Source organism: Hyphomonas sp. CACIAM 19H1, assembly GCF_003325995.1.
GTDB classification, from domain to species: domain Bacteria; phylum Pseudomonadota; class Alphaproteobacteria; order Caulobacterales; family Hyphomonadaceae; genus Hyphomonas; species Hyphomonas polymorpha.
The window spans coordinates 3,180,492-3,194,954 of sequence record NZ_CP016437.1 but is presented as its reverse complement, the minus strand read 5'-3'; the positions used below and the strand labels follow the sequence as shown (position 1 = coordinate 3,194,954).

Here is a 14,463-nt window from a genome sequence, read left to right as displayed (position 1 = left end):
CATCCCGCCCCCTCCGCGCCCAAAATCCCCAATCCCCTCAACGCCTTAAAAATAAATCCCGCAACCCTTGTCCACCCCCTCCCGCGCCGGGCGTATGCTCCGTGGCATGATGAGTATCGCCCGCCTCAGCAAGGAACCAGCGCTCGCGGAGTATTTCGCGCTCGTGCATCCTTTCTTCTGGTGGGTGTTCGTCTGGCAGATGCGGATCGCCGCAAAACACGTCCAGGCCGCCGGCCGCACGGGCGCCCTCATCCGCATCAGCTGGTGGGGCAGGGTCCGCATCGAATATCTCGGCGACCCACGGCCCGATCCCTCCGCCCACAGACCAGCAGAACCCACACGCAAGGCGTGGGATGATCCCAGTTGGTCAAGCGCGTTCCCGGCGATCTTCAACGCCGATGCGCCGCACACCCTTTTCGTCCTCCGTGCAAGCGGGGAAAAGGGCAGTCCGCGCAGCGTCCTGACGAAGGGGGCCTGCGCGCCAATCACTGACACGTCCTGACTTTGATCTGACCCCGAATTCAGCCCCAATCACCGGCCAGCGCCCGCTGCGACCGGCCAAACCTGCTGCGCATTTGGTGGCCCGAAACTCTCCCCTCGTCATCCCGGCTTCGCCGCAGGCGAAGACCGGGACCCAGGCAGAAGAGGGCAGAGCAAAGAGGTGCCGCCAAAGATGTTTCCAGACTACCGGAAAAGCACATGACACGGACGAATGTTCCGCGTATGTTCCGGGCCATGAAATTCAGCTATGTCTATATCCTCGCGTCCCGGCGCAATGGCACGCTCTACACAGGTGTCACATCCGATCTTGTTGCCCGGATTTGGCAGCATAGGGAGGACGTACTGCCTGGTTTCTCGCGTAAGTATGGCTGCAAGCAGCTCGTATGGTTCGAAGTTCATGACGATATTGAAGCGGCTATCCGAAAGGAGAAGCAGATCAAACGCTGGCGTGGGGCCTGGAAATAGCGGTTGATCGAAGAATCCAATTCTGGCTGGCGCGATCTGTGGGACGATCTCACCGCTGGGTCAGCAGAGGCTATGTCTTCCTGAAGGGCGCGCCTTGCGCCTCACTGGGTCCCGGTCTTTGCGCGAGCGCGCAAAACCGGGAAGACGAAATCGAGAGCGATGTCTAGGAAGGCGTCATCCCGGTTTCGCCGCAGGCGAAGACCGGGACCCAGAGCCCCAAAACACTGCGCCCCTGTTCACGATCAAGGGTTCCCTCCCGCGCCTGATGCGGTATTCAGAAGAATACGGGCAGCCGGGGAGTATTCATGCGGTTTCTGATGGTGGCGATTGCGGCGGGCGTCTGCCTTCTGGGGGCCTGTGCCCAGCGCTCTGCCTGGACAGTCCCGGTCCAGCCTGTGGACGAAGCCGCCCTGGCGCGCGTCGCCCCGGCGGGCCGCCTGCCGGCCATGGCCCGGCCCAAGGCCTACCGCGTCGCCCTCGATCTCGATCCGCGCGAAACCCATTTCTCCGGTTATGTCGAGATTGATGTAGAGCTGGCCGCCGCCACCAATGGCATCTGGCTGCACGGCGATGATCTCGACGTCTCCCGCGTCACGGCCACGGCCGGGGGCGAAACGGTCGAGGCGAGCTGGGCGGAAGTCCTCGATACCGGCGTCGTCTGGGTCGGCTTCCCCCGCCGTCTGCAAGCGCACCGCGTCACGCTGGCCATCGACTATACCGCCGCCTTCGATACGGGCCTGGCCGGTCTTTTCCGCGTCGAATCCCAGGGCAACTGGTATGCCCTTGCCAAGTCCGAAAGCATCCAGGCGCGCCGCTTCCTGCCGGGCTTTGACGAGCCGGGCCTGAAGGCGCCGTTCGAAGTGGCAATCACCGTGCCCGAAGGCATGCACGCCATCGCCAACACGCCGGAGGTCTCCCGCGCGCCGGCCCAGCCTGGCTTTGAAACCATCACCTTCGCGCCCACCCGTCCGCTCTCCACCTATCTGCTCTCCACCGCCGTCGGCAATTTCGACAAGGTCGATCGCGCCCCGCTCCCGCCAAATGATGTGCGGCGCACGGAAATTCCGCTCACGGGCTATGCCCGCGCCGGGAAGGGGGAGGAGCTTGCCTTCGCGCTGGATCTGACGCCCGAAATGATGCGCGTCTTCGAGGAAATGCTGGGCCAGCCTTACCCCTATGAAAAGCTCGATATCATCGCCGCCCCGCAATGGCCCTCGGGCGCAACAGAGCTGGCCGCCGCCATCACCTATCGCGAAGGCCGCATTCTTGTCGGCCCCAATACCGGGCCGTCCCTCCTGCGCAGCGTCAAGGAAATCCATGCGCATGAGATTGCCCATATGTGGTTTGGCAATCTGGTCACGCCGCCCTGGTGGGATGATCTCTGGCTGAAGGAAGCCTTCGCCACCTGGAGTGAAACCGTCGTGCTGGAAATCATGGAGCCCCAGGGCAATCATGATCTGGCCGCCGTGGTCGATGGTATCCGCGCCATGTCGCTCGACAGCCTGCAAGGCGTGCGCGCCGTGGCAGAGCCGATCAGCCGCAATGAAGATGTGCGCAATGCCTATGACGCGATCACCTATTCCAAGGGCCAGTCGGTCATCCGGATGATCGACACCTATTTCGGCCCGGATGTGCTGCGCCCGGCGCTCGGGCGCTATATTGCGCAGTATGCAGATGGTGAGGCCGACAGCGCGCGCTTCTATTCCGCCATCGGCAAGGCCAGCGGCCAGCGCGCCATCGGCACTGTCTTCGAAAGCTTCGTCACCCAGCCTGGTGTGCCGCTCGTCTCGGCCCAGCCGATCTGCAGCGGCACGTCTGCCAAGATCGAATTCAGCCAGACGCGTTATCGTCCCATCGGTTCGGAAATTGCCCCCGGCGGCCTGTGGAACATTCCGGTCTGCGCCGCCTGGAAGGATGGCGCCAATACAGGCGAAGTCTGCACGCTGCTCAGCGCGCCCCAGCGCACGGTGGATGTGCGCGGCGCCATCTGCCCGGAAGTCGTCGTGCCCAATGCCAAGGGGGCAGGCTATTACCGGTTTGATCTGCCAGCGGAATATTGGCGCGCCCTGACGGATGATTTCGCCGCGCTTGAGCCGCGCGAGGCTCTGGTCTCCATCGACAGCGCCCAGGCCGCCTTCAATGCCGGGTCGATGGGCGGGGCGGAGTATCTCGGCCTTCTCGAAGCCAGCCTCGCCCATCCCCATGGCACAGTGCTGATCTTTGCGCTGAACGCCTGGGACGCGCTTCTGGCCCAGCTTGGCGAAGAGGCAGAGCCGGCAAAGGCCCGCGCGTCTGTCGCGCTCGCCCGGCGGGATGACCCATCCGAGCTGGAAGCCGGGATGCGCCTGCGCGGTTTCCGGGCCGCCTCCCTGCACGAGCCTGAGGCCCGCGCCGCCCTTGTCGCCGAGGCCGACGCGTTCCTCTCAGGCACGGGCGAGCTCTCCAGCGACCTCTACACCTACGCCCTGCGCGCCGCGCTGGAGGAGGGGGGCACGGCGATGTTCGACAAGGTGCTCGCCGCCATCACCCGCCTGGACGATGCCGTCTTTCTCCAGGCCGCTGCCGACAGCCTCGGCAGCGCCGCTTCGCCGGAGGATGCTGCCCGCGCGCTCGATCTCATCTATGAGGGCGGCATCAGCCAGCAGGTCACCTTCTCCCTCGCCCAGAGCCTGATGAACAATCCAGCCCACCGCGACAGGACCTGGGCCCGCCTCACCGGAGACTTCCCCGGCTTCACGGCCCGGGTGCCTTCCCAGCTGCGCCGCAACACGCCGCGCCTGGCACGGGCCTTCTGCGACCCCGCCGTGATCCCGGATCTGGAAGCGCTGTTCGCCGCCGGCAGCCGCGACCTTGCCGGGCATGAACGCGCGTTGGGCGAAACGAAGGAATATCTGACGCTCTGCGCCGCGCAGAGAGAGAATGCCCGCGCGATGATCCTGCCTGTCCTGGCGCGTCCCTGATCTGTCCGGAAATGTCCGGATTTGTCCGCTGGATGTCATCCCGTGTCCGCGTTTTGACACGGGATGACACCGGTTTGGCGCGGGGTCAGGCGTTCTTGATCGTCAGCCCGCCATCCACCGGAATGTGGACACCGTTGAGGAAGCTCGCCGCCGGCAACACGAGGGAAAGCGTCATGTGCGCCACCTCTTCGGGGATGCCATACCGGCGCAACGGCACCCGGCGTTTGGCGTATATCTCCTTGTGTTCATCGGAGATTCCGGCGGTGATCCCGGTGATGATCGGGCCCGGGCAGATGCAGTTCACCGTGATGCCTTCCCGGCCCAGATCCACCGCCAGGCCGCGCGTCAGGCCGATCACGCCATGCTTGGCCGCCACGTAAGGGGAATTGCCCGGCGTTGCCCCCAGCCCTTCGGTGGACGCGATGTTGACAATCCGCCCCCAGCCATTCTTCCGCATATAGGGCAGGGCCGCCCGGATCGCCCGCTGGTGCGAGGTCAGCATGACGTTGATCGAGGGGCCCCAGCTGTCCTCATAGCTTTCCTCTCCAACCTGGCCGGGGATGGCGAACCCTGCATTGTTGACGAGGATATCCATCCCGCCAAAATGCGCGGCCGCCTCGTCCACCACCCGCTTGATCGCGGCGCCATCGCCCACATCCAGCGCCCAGCCCTTCACATGATCGAAGCCGGCTGCCTTGATTTCATTGACGACATTGTCGACGTTTTCCTGGCGCAGGTCCGTCACCGCCACATTCGCGCCCTCGCGGGCAAAGAGGTGGGCGGTCGCCCGCCCCATGCCGCTGGCCGCGCCGGTGATCAGCGCGGTCTTGCCTTTGATACTTCTGGATAATTCCTGATAGGGTGGCTGCTCTCGCATGTCTGTTTCCTCCGTTTCGTTATGTTTCCGGAGGAGGTCCGCACTGGCCGGCCATCCTCCCCGTATTGATCCTGCTGGTTAGTTGAATCCCGCCAGGCATTGGCGGGCCCAGGCCACCGCCCCTGTGGCTTTGCCGGTATCGAACCGCATCCCTTCGGCGGCGCCGTCTACGGCGATCCCAACCCAGTCAGCGGCGGCGATCTGGTCCACCATCGCCCGATCCGCGTCCATCGACAGGGTCACATAGACCGAATTGGCGTCGATATACTCCCAGCCCACATGGCCGGGCGCCCTGCGGGCATCGGTGCCGTTGAGGGCATAGATGAGATCGGCGGGTTCAAGGTAACCCCAGTCAATCTCATCAGGATCAGGCACGGACTCAGCCCGGGGCACGGCGAAGACAACCGCCGTCTCCTCCTCACCCGGCTCGAACCTGTAGGTGACATAAATAGGGCTGGGGTCCTTGGTGAGTGTCTTGTAAAGGACGCAGGCCTGTCCCAGCCAGATATCGTCGCTGTCGATCTTTCCGGCCCGCCATCCATCGACAACGCCGTGATCGGCAAGATCGGGGATGCCAGCAAACAGGTCCTGGGCCGCAGCGGTCGCCGGCGAGATCAGCAGCACAAGTCCTGCCAGCAGAGCGCCAATCCGGCTCATGCCTGTTTCCTCCGCTTCTTGATAGTGCCCGAGAAGTTCAGCACTGGCCGGCCATCCTGGCCTGTCACCAGTCCGCGCACAAAGCTGAGAGACCCGCCTTTGCGCAGCGTGTCCCCACGCGCCTCCAGCCGTTCTCCTTCCAGTGCCCCGTCGATGAATTCGGCGGTAAACGCCACCGTGACCCCGTAAGAGCCTTCCATGGCCTCATGGCCAATCGCGAACAGGGCAAAGTCGGCAAAGGTCATCAGGCAGCCGCCATGCACCACGCCCCCGGCATTCATATGCTTGCGCGCCACCCGAAACGCGGCGACCGGGCCTTTCTCATCGACCCGGAAATAGAACGGGCCGGCCGTTTCATGCTCGAAGGGCTCCTCGGCCCATGTAGTCCAGCCTGCAAACTCACCGCTCTCGACAATCGTTGTGGACATGGGGCTCCATCTCTTTTTTGACTGCGGCACCTTACCGTCATGCGCCCCTTCGACAAGCGCCGCATTGGGGCATAGAGTGCGCGCCGAAGAGAAATGACGGGAGAAGAAACCCATGGCCTTTGATGCTGAAACCCGCGCCGCCCTGATCGAGCAGGTGCGCCGCTTTGTGACCGAAACCTGCGTGCCCGTGGAGGCCCAGGTCTCAGAAGAAGACGCAGTGCCTCAGCATGTGGTTGACGCCATGAAGGAGCTTGGCCTGTTCGGCGTGGCCGTCCCGGAAGAGTTCGGCGGGCTCGATCTCGACATGGAAACCGAATGCCTGGTCGCCATGGAACTCGGCCAGACTTCGCCAGCCTTCCGTTCGGTTGCCGGCACCAATATCGGCATCGGCAGCCAGGCTCTCGTCCTTTTCGGCACCCCTGAGCAGAAGCAGAAATGGCTCCCCGGCATCGCCTCGGGCGACCTGATCGCCTCTTTCGCCCTGACTGAGCCCGAAGCCGGCTCTGACGCGGCCGGCCTCAAGACCAAAGCCGTGCGGGATGGGGACTATTACATCCTCAATGGCACCAAGCGCTATATCACCAACGCCAACAAGGCCGATCTCTTCACCGTCATGGCACGGACAAATCAGGACGAGCCCGGCGCGAAGGGCGTCTCTGCCTTCATCGTGGAGCGCGGCACGCCCGGCCTCTCGGTTGGCAAGCCGGAGAAGAAGATGGGCCAGCAGGGCGCCCATATCTGCGACGTGATCTTCGAGAACGCCCGCGTGCCCGCCGCCAACATGATCGCCAAGGAGGGCGAGGGCTTCAAGGTGGCCATGAGCGTGCTGGATAAAGGCCGGCTGCACATCTCGGCCGTGGCGACCGGCGTTTCCAAACGCCTGATCCGCGAGATGGTCAATTACGCCCTCGAGCGCCGCCAGTTCGGCAAGCCGATCTTCGAGCATCAGATGCTGCAGGCCCTGATCGCTGACAGCCAGGCAGAAACCTATGCCGCCGAATGCATGATCCTGGACGCCGCGCGCCGCCGCGACGCGGGCGAGGACATCACCATGCTTGCTTCGTGCACGAAGCTTTTCGCCACCGAGGCCTGCGGCCGCGTGGCCGACCGCGCCGTGCAGATTTTCGGCGGGGCAGGGTATGTGGCCGATTACGGCATCGAGCGGTTTTACCGCGATGTGCGCATCTTCCGCCTCTATGAAGGCACCAGCCAGATTCAACAGATAATCATCGCGCGTGAACTGGCCCGCGCGGCCAAAGCGGGGAGCCTCTGATGTTTGAACATGATCTGACTGATCCGAGTGAAGTTGGTTTGAATGCGGAGCGTCTGGACGCGATTCCGGACTTCTTCCAGAAGAACTATATCGACAGCGGCAAGATCCCCTGCATGGCCACACTGGTTTCGCGCGGGGGCGAAATTGCCCATGAAAGCTATATCGGCGCGACCGAGATGGGCGGCAGCCAGCCGATCAATTCCGAGACGATCTTCCGCATCTATTCGATGACCAAACCGGTCACCACGCTGGCCATCATGATGCTGTTCGAGGAGGGCAGGCTGCGCCTGGAACATCCCGTCAGCCGGTACATTCCTGAATACAAGGATGTGAAGGTCTGGGCGGGCGGCACGGCGGCGGCGCCGAAGCTGAAGGATCCAGACCGCGAGATGACGATCCTTGATCTGATCACGCACACGGCGGGCCTCACCTATGGCTTCCTGATGCAGGATGAAAGCGACGAGATCTACCGCCGCGAAAAGGTTGGCAATCACAAGCAGACGCTGCAGGAAATGGCGCGCCAGATGGCGGGCCTGCCGCTGGCCTTCTCGCCGGGAACCGAATGGCGCTACAGCCATTCGATCGATGTGCTCGGCGCGATTGTGGAGATCATCACCGGGCAAGAGCTGGACGTGTTCTTCCGGGAGCGGATTTTTGGTCCGCTGCAGATGAACGATACCGATTTCTGGGTGCCGGAAGACAAGATCGGCCGGCTGATGGCCTGCTATCAGAAAGACGCCAAGACCGGCGAAACCACGCTGGCTGATCCCGGCGGCGCGGCCTCGAAACTCTATGCCAAGCGCCCGGTTCAGCTGAATGGTGGCGGCGGGCTTGCTTCCACGGTGCGGGATTATCACCGCTTTGCCCTGATGCTGCTGCGCGGGGGCACGCTGGACGGCGCGCGGATCATCAGTCCCAAGACGTGGGAGTTCATGCGCCAGAACCATCTGCCCGGCGGGCAGACCATGCGCGGCATGGGGCGCTCGACATTCACCGAGGTGATGGCCGAAGGCGTAGGCTTCGGGCTGGGCGGATCGGTTGTCACCGATATCGTGCAGACCCGCCAGCCGGGTAGCGATGGCACATTCAGCTGGGGCGGCCTTGCCTCCACCTTCTTCTGGATCGATCCGGAAGAGGAGTTGATCGCGGTTCAGGCCACCCAGCTGATGCCGTCATCGACCTATCCGATGCGGATGCAACTTCAGCAACTTGTCTATGCGGCGATCGACTGGTGACATGAACGGGCTTCGGGTTCTAGTCTGCGCAACGGCAATACTGGCGACAGTATCGTCTGCTCAGGGGCAGGCACTCAGGGAACCAGGATTACTCTCTCGTTATCATCAGTTGATAGCGGAGTTTGATCGGCCGGGATTTGCAGCCTTCGAGAATGACTACCTTTCGGAGCTTGGGCCGCAGGGTGATCCTTGTCTTTTTGGCTGCAATTCGGGCTTCTCGGGGAATAGCCCTAATGTGCACGGTGACGGATACCGCGAATTCCTCATCCGCGCCGACCTTGTTACGCTTGCGCGAATGCTGCACTACTCGGAAAGCGCACTGATCAATCTGGAGCGGTCTACGGAACTTCTGCAAGCGTATCACGAATCTTATCTTGCAAACGATCCATACGCCGAGTCATCGACCGGTCTTGATGAGCGCTTTTGGGGTGCGGCATGGAAAGACTATGCGGGCTGTGTCGGCACTATCATCCCGCCGGTTCTTCCCGCAGCAGTCCTTCGCGGCGAAGTGCAGCAGTTGAGGTATCGTGTTTCTTTATCTCCTGAAGACAGACTAAGACTTAACTTGATCGACCAGACACTTAGAAAGATGACGGCAGAAGATGACTGAGGCAAAGCCCGTTTCGGTTCGCGAGGCCATCCTGACGCTTACGGCGGCAAAAGGCGCCGGCAAGACCATCGCCCCGGAGGAGGCCGCGAAAGCTATCAGCTCTGAACACTTCGTCCGGGTGCTGAAGGATGTGCGCGCCGAAGCCGTTCGCCTGCACAAGGCGGGTCTCATCACGATTTACCGCAAGGGTAAGCCGGTGGAAGACCCGGACACGTTCAAGGGTGTGTACCGCCTAGGGGTGCCGGTTTAGCCGCGTGGGACGTTAGTGAGGATACATGCCGAAGCCGCCCGACCCATTCCACGAATTCGTGCTGGAACTGTTTTCCGGCGTTGGGCCGGTCAACATCCGGCGCATGTTCGGCGGGGCGGGCGTGTATCAGGATGGCGTGATGTTTGCGCTTCTTGCCGATGACCAGATTTTCCTGAAGGTGGACCCTGCTCTGCGGGATGATCTGTCAGCGGAGGGCGGGGCGCCTTTCCTCTATCTGCGTTCAAGCGATGCCAGGCCGATAGACCTTGGCTATGTCAGCCTGCCGTCTTCAGCGATGGATGATCCGGATGAGGCCGCCCTCTGGGCGCGCCGGGCGCTGAGCGCGGCGCGGGCAGCAAAGGCCAAGAGCCCGCCGAAGAAGCGCAAGCCGAAACCGGCGTAAGCTCAGGCGACGGCTGGGCGCAGGGCGGGCTGATCCAAGGAAAATGCGTGGTCGGACGATCCGTGGCGGCGCAGATGCTGCAGGCGCTGGAAGCCGTCTTCCAGGGTGAAGCGTTCGCCCTTGCGGGCCCACCACATGACGAAGCCGGGGCCGTCGCTGCGGTCGATCTCCTGACCAAGGCGGCGCATGCCCGGCGGGTGGGTGCGGCCATTATAGGTAAAGGCTTTCAGGTCTTCGAGCGAGCGCCAGACGGCCATGGTCGAGACTTCAGGCGAGCGCCAGTCATCGGGGTAGGGGAAGGCGTCCTTGTACGTCCGCCAGCTCTGATCCGGGCAGCGCAGGCCGTGTTCGTGATAGTGCAGGCCTTCAAACTGATCGGCATCTGCAAAGATGCGCGGCAGAATGGACAGGAAGGTCACGACATAAGGGTTTTCAAGCGTGAACGACCCGAGCGGGCGCACGCAATTGAAGTGTAACAGCCTGAAATCCATCTTATCTCGTCCCCAAGAGGTTCGATTTTTCGCGAACCCTATGGGGACAAGGTTGCATAATCCTTAAGGTGCAACAGATTTAATTTAAGCAATCAAAGGTTACTTGCCTTTGAACTCCGCAGGGCGCTTCTGGAGGAAGGCGCTGACGCCTTCCTTGAAGTCGTCCGTGCGGCCAGCCGTGCGCTGGGCAACACGCTCATTGTGCAGGGCGGCGCCGAAGTCTGCCTCGCTGGCGTCCCAGATGATCTTGCGGGTGAGGGCGAGGGCCACCGTCGGGCCGGCGGCGAGCTTGCCGGCAAAGTCCAGCGCCGTCGGCAGCAGTTCGGCGTCATCGACGACCCGGTTGACGAGACCCCAGCTCAGCGCCTGATCGGCGGAGACTTTCTCGCCGAGGAGGGCCATTTCCATGGCGCGGACACGGCCGATGGTGCGGGCGAGCAGCCAGGTGGAGCCGCCATCTGGCACAAGGCCGATGCGGCGGAAGGCCTGGAGGAAGTAGGCGCTCTTGCCGGCGATCACGAGGTCGCCCATCAGACCGAGCGCGCAGCCGACGCCAGCAGCGGCACCATTGACCGCCGTGATGACCGGATGGGGGTGTTCGCGAATGGCGGTGACCAGCGGATTGTAGAAAGCGTCCAGCGCCTTGCCCGCGTCGGGTTTGGAACCGGGGTAGGCGATTTCGGGGCCAGAGCCCATGCCGCCGAGATTGGCGCCCGAGCAGAAGCCGCGGCCCTTGCCGGTGAAGATGGTGCAGCGGGCTTCATTGGCCGCCACTTCAAAGGCATGCAGCAGCTCGATGGCGGTATCGACGCCGCAGGCATTCAGCGTCTTGTCATCATTGAAGGCGATGATCGCGGTGTCGCCATTGCGCTCATAGGAAATCTTTTCGTACGTCGCCATTGGCGTCTCCCTCTGTAAATCCGGTCTTGCTGGCAAGGTTCTAGAGGCAAGCTTTGCGTCCGTGAACGCCTCACGCCGGGTAAGCGGTTTTCGATGCCTCTTGGGGAAACGCTGAACAGGCGCTACAGTGTTCAACGAACACAAGGGATTGGGAGATATCAGCACATGGCCCTCGACGCCGCGCCGGCTTCCGGCATGAATGCACTGCTTGCCAAACAGAAGGCCGCGCATCTGCGCGACGGGATCCCGTCGGTGCAGAAACGGATCGAATGGCTCGACAAGTCCATTGATCTTCTGGCCACGCATGGCGCCGCGCTGAACGATGCGATGGCGGCTGATTTCGGCCACCGGTCGAAAGACCAGTCGAACCTGACCGACATTGCCGGCTCCATCGGCGCGTTGAAACATGCCAAGGCGCATGTGGCCAAATGGGTGAAGCCGGAGAAGCGCAAGGTGGAGTTTCCGCTGGGGCTGCTGGGCTCGAAGGCTGAGTTGCAGTTCCAGCCCAAGGGTGTGATCGGCGTGATCAGCCCGTGGAACTTCCCGGTGAACCTGACCTTCACGCCGCTGGCCGGCGTGTTTGCCGCTGGCAACCGCTGCATGATCAAGCCGTCCGAATTCACCGAGGCGACTTCGGAGCTGATGAAAGAGCTGATCGCGAAATATTATGCGCCCGAAGAATGCGCCGTCGTCACCGGCGGGCCGGATGTGGGGGCGGAGTTCACCAAGCTTGCCTTCGATCACATCCTCTTCACGGGGGCGACCTCGGTGGCCAAGCATGTGATGCGGGCGGCGGCGGACAATCTGGTGCCGCTGACGCTGGAGCTGGGCGGCAAGAGCCCGGTGATCCTCGGCCGCTCGGCAGACCTGCAGAAGGCGGCAAACCGGATCATGGCCGGCAAGACGCTGAATGCCGGGCAGATCTGTCTGGCCCCGGACTATGCCTTCGTGCCGAAGGAGAAGACCCAGGACTTCGTGATGGCCGCGACCAAGGCGGTGGAGACGATGTATGCTTCCGGCCTGAAGGACAATGACGACTATACCTCCATCGTCAATCAACGCCATTTTGACCGGATCAACGGCTATGTCGAAGATGCCCGCGCCAAGGGCGCCCAGGTGATCGAACTCAACCCCAAGGGCGAGAACTTCTCCCAGCAGCCCCACCACAAGATCCCGCCGACGATCATTGTGGACCCGACCGATGACATGCGGGTGATGCAGGACGAGATTTTCGGGCCGATCCTGCCGATCAAATCCTATGGCGATGCCAAGGACGCGGTGGCCTATATCAACGCGCATGACCGCCCGCTGGGCCTCTATTATTTCGGTGAGAACGAGGGCGAGAAAAGCTTTGTGCTGAACAACACCACGTCGGGCGGTGTGACCGTGAATGATGTGATCTTCCATGTGGCGCAGGAAGAACTGCCCTTCGGTGGTATCGGCCCGTCGGGCATGGGTTCCTATCATGGCCGCGAGGGCTTCCTCGAATTCAGCCACAAGAAGGCGATCTATACCCAGACGAAGAGCGAATTGCTGGCCATGATGCGCCCGCCTTATGGCGACAAATACCGCGCGCAGGTGAAGGGCCGGATTAAGAAATAAGCCGTAAGCTGATTATGTCGGAAGCGCCGGTGGGGAGACCTGCCGGCGCTTTTTTGCGCGGAGAGTTCAGGCCGTTTCGGGGGCGATGGTGCGCACGCCCTTGTCGTTCTTATTCAGAATGGTGGTGACGGCGAGGTCTGCGGTCACGTTGCCGACCGTGCGGAAGATGTCGGGGATGACCTCTACGGCCAAGAGGAGAGGGAGGAGTTCGATCGGGGCGCCCATGGCGAAGCAGATGGGGGCGATCGAGACGAAGAAGCTGACCTGGCCGGGCAGGCCGACCGAGGAAATGGAGACCGCGAAGGCGACGAGGCCCGCAGCAATCATCTGACCGGGCGACGGGGTGATGCCGGAGACATGGCAGATGAAGAGAACCACGGCCAGATTGGCCACCGGGCTGGTGAGGCGGAAGACGGCGACCGAGAGCGGCAGGACGAGGCCGGCAACATGTTCGGGCACGCCGAGATTGCGGCGGGCGGTTTCCACCATGACCGGCAGGGTGCCGATGGAGGACTGGGTGGAGAAGGCAACGACCTGCGCTTCGGAGACGGCGCGGGCAAAGCGCAGCGGGCCGACGCCGCCGAAGAGGGCGGCGAGCGGATAGCAGATCAGCACCACGGCGATACAGCCTGCCGACACAAGCACCACATAATGGAAGAGCGCGCCGGTGGCGCCGAGGCCGCCGCGCAGGCCGAGCGTGAGCGCGAGGGCGAAGACGCCGAGGGGCGCGGCGAGCAGCACCCATTTGACGATGACGATCATCGCATCGGCCACCGCATCGAAGAACTTCACCAGCAGGACGCGCTGTTCCTCCGGCAGGCGGGTGACGGCGAAGGCGAAGAAGAGGGCGAAGATCACCAGCGGCAGGATGGCATTGCTGGCGGCGGCCGCGAGCGGGTTGGACGGGATGAGCGAGGTGAGCCAGGCGGCAAAGTTGATTGTCTGGGGCGCGGCCACTTCACCCCCGGTGGCCCCGGCGATCAGGGCGCGGGCGCTTGCCTCATCCACCGGGAAGGCCGCGAGAGCCGCCTCGACGCCCAGGAAGGTGAGCACGGTGGCCCCGGCAAGCAGCAGCGAGAACCAGAGGATAGCGCGCATGGCGAGGCGCCCGGCGGTCATGGCATCGGACACGGCGGCCACGCCGACTACCAGCAGGGAGAAGACCAGCGGGATGACGGTCATCTGAAGGCAGCCGAGCCAGACCGAGCCGACGGCCTGGGCCGCTTCGGGCAGCCAGTCGGGCACATCGCCCGCGCCCGCGACCAGCGCGCCGCCGACAAGGCCGAGCAGCAAGGCGGCGAGGACTTGCGCGGAAAGCGATTTCAGAAAGGACATGGATTGGCTCCCGGCTTACCCTGCCTGTTTCTGAGCATCGCCGGGGCGAGGGCGCAAGCACTGATGGCCGGGAAGGGCGCGCGGGAGAAGGTATCTGACCCGATCAGGGGCGTTATCTCCCCTCTCCCTTGGGAGAGGGGCCGGGGGTGAGGGGGCGCTGCCTGTCAGCCAACCGCGTAGCTCGAGATCTGCTTGACGCAGGTCATCGCGGAGCTGCACGGTATCAAGATTATGAATGCCGCCATCTATTTCTATCACCAGCATGGCCTTCTGAATGGCGAAGTCGACAATGTAAGGTCCGATAGGATGCTGCCGCCGGACGGCGTATCCATATTTCCTCAGCTCCCGGAGCGCTTGCCAGGCTATGTCTTCCGGGGCATTTGCCGACTGTCTCAGACGTCTGGCACTGTGGATAATGGGCCTGCGGGACATGCGCAGGAGATTACCACGTGCGGGGTGTTTTGTCGTTATCTTGC

General features: G+C 63.0%; 16 protein-coding genes. 9 read left to right on the top strand and 7 right to left on the bottom strand.

The window, feature by feature from the left end; all coding sequences use genetic code 11:
• The first annotated feature begins 106 nt into the window (after window positions 1-106).
• From BBF93_RS14890 to BBF93_RS14880, 3 genes are all read left to right on the top strand, one after another.
• Complete coding sequence (locus BBF93_RS14890) at window positions 107-502, top strand: hypothetical protein (protein WP_233349154.1); 396 nt, start codon at window positions 107-109, stop codon at window positions 500-502.
• A gap of 197 nt (window positions 503-699) precedes the next feature.
• Window positions 700-966, top strand: coding sequence for a GIY-YIG nuclease family protein (locus tag BBF93_RS14885; RefSeq protein ID WP_233349153.1), 267 nt, complete (start codon window positions 700-702; stop codon window positions 964-966).
• A 305-nt stretch (window positions 967-1,271) separates the two neighbouring features.
• Window positions 1,272-3,926 (top strand): M1 family metallopeptidase, encoded by a 2,655-nt coding sequence (locus BBF93_RS14880; protein WP_114106446.1) that lies wholly within the window; start codon window positions 1,272-1,274, stop codon window positions 3,924-3,926.
• A gap of 85 nt (window positions 3,927-4,011) precedes the next feature.
• On the opposite strand, the gene BBF93_RS14875 is transcribed toward BBF93_RS14880, so the two are convergent.
• The 3 genes from BBF93_RS14875 to BBF93_RS14865 form a co-directional block, all read right to left on the bottom strand.
• Window positions 4,012-4,803, bottom strand: a complete 792-nt coding sequence (locus BBF93_RS14875; protein ID WP_114106445.1) for an SDR family NAD(P)-dependent oxidoreductase — start codon at window positions 4,801-4,803, stop codon at window positions 4,012-4,014.
• Between the two features lie 78 nt (window positions 4,804-4,881).
• Window positions 4,882-5,460, bottom strand: a complete 579-nt coding sequence (locus tag BBF93_RS14870; RefSeq protein ID WP_114106444.1) for a hypothetical protein — start codon at window positions 5,458-5,460, stop codon at window positions 4,882-4,884.
• Window positions 5,457-5,888, bottom strand: coding sequence for a PaaI family thioesterase (locus tag BBF93_RS14865; protein ID WP_035598311.1), 432 nt, complete (start codon window positions 5,886-5,888; stop codon window positions 5,457-5,459). The genes BBF93_RS14870 and BBF93_RS14865 overlap by 4 nt, the downstream gene beginning before the upstream one ends.
• Window positions 5,889-6,000: 112 nt before the next feature.
• Between BBF93_RS14865 and BBF93_RS14860 the strand changes: the two genes are divergently transcribed.
• Genes BBF93_RS14860 through BBF93_RS14840 form a run of 5 tightly spaced genes read left to right on the top strand, consistent with a single transcriptional unit; the run spans window position 6,001 to window position 9,659 of the window.
• Window positions 6,001-7,161, top strand: coding sequence for an acyl-CoA dehydrogenase family protein (locus BBF93_RS14860; RefSeq protein WP_035598308.1), 1,161 nt, complete (start codon window positions 6,001-6,003; stop codon window positions 7,159-7,161).
• Window positions 7,161-8,396: a serine hydrolase gene (locus tag BBF93_RS14855; protein WP_233349152.1), complete on the top strand. Its 1,236-nt coding sequence runs from the start codon at window positions 7,161-7,163 to the stop codon at window positions 8,394-8,396. Before BBF93_RS14860 ends, BBF93_RS14855 begins: the two co-directional genes overlap by 1 nt.
• 1 nt (window position 8,397) lies before the next feature.
• Window positions 8,398-9,006, top strand: coding sequence for a hypothetical protein (locus tag BBF93_RS19580; protein WP_162786585.1), 609 nt, complete (start codon window positions 8,398-8,400; stop codon window positions 9,004-9,006).
• Entirely contained in the window at window positions 8,999-9,256 is a 258-nt protein-coding gene (locus BBF93_RS14845) for a DUF3253 domain-containing protein (RefSeq protein ID WP_114106442.1), read from the top strand. The genes BBF93_RS19580 and BBF93_RS14845 overlap by 8 nt, the downstream gene beginning before the upstream one ends.
• A 25-nt stretch (window positions 9,257-9,281) precedes the next feature.
• Window positions 9,282-9,659 (top strand): TfoX/Sxy family protein, encoded by a 378-nt coding sequence (locus BBF93_RS14840; RefSeq protein WP_035598298.1) that lies wholly within the window; start codon window positions 9,282-9,284, stop codon window positions 9,657-9,659.
• Between the two features lie 2 nt (window positions 9,660-9,661).
• Here BBF93_RS14840 and BBF93_RS14835 read toward each other — a convergent pair whose 3' ends face one another.
• The gene (locus tag BBF93_RS14835; protein ID WP_035598295.1) at window positions 9,662-10,150 is read right to left on the bottom strand and encodes a DUF3291 domain-containing protein; all 489 of its coding nucleotides are present in this window, start codon (window positions 10,148-10,150) and stop codon (window positions 9,662-9,664) included.
• A 99-nt stretch (window positions 10,151-10,249) separates the two neighbouring features.
• Window positions 10,250-11,050: an enoyl-CoA hydratase/isomerase gene (locus tag BBF93_RS14830; RefSeq protein ID WP_035598292.1), complete on the bottom strand. Its 801-nt coding sequence runs from the start codon at window positions 11,048-11,050 to the stop codon at window positions 10,250-10,252.
• A gap of 165 nt (window positions 11,051-11,215) precedes the next feature.
• Between BBF93_RS14830 and BBF93_RS14825 the strand changes: the two genes are divergently transcribed.
• A complete protein-coding gene (locus BBF93_RS14825; RefSeq protein WP_114106441.1) occupies window positions 11,216-12,652 on the top strand; it encodes a coniferyl aldehyde dehydrogenase in 1,437 nt (478 codons plus the stop codon).
• A gap of 66 nt (window positions 12,653-12,718) precedes the next feature.
• Here BBF93_RS14825 and BBF93_RS14820 read toward each other — a convergent pair whose 3' ends face one another.
• Together BBF93_RS14820 and BBF93_RS20085 are read right to left on the bottom strand one after the other, a co-directional pair.
• Window positions 12,719-13,987, bottom strand: coding sequence for a dicarboxylate/amino acid:cation symporter (locus BBF93_RS14820; protein WP_114106440.1), 1,269 nt, complete (start codon window positions 13,985-13,987; stop codon window positions 12,719-12,721).
• 15 nt (window positions 13,988-14,002) lie between these two features.
• Complete coding sequence (locus BBF93_RS20085) at window positions 14,003-14,419, bottom strand: endonuclease domain-containing protein (RefSeq protein ID WP_114106439.1); 417 nt, start codon at window positions 14,417-14,419, stop codon at window positions 14,003-14,005.
• Between the last annotated feature and the right edge of the window lie 44 nt (window positions 14,420-14,463).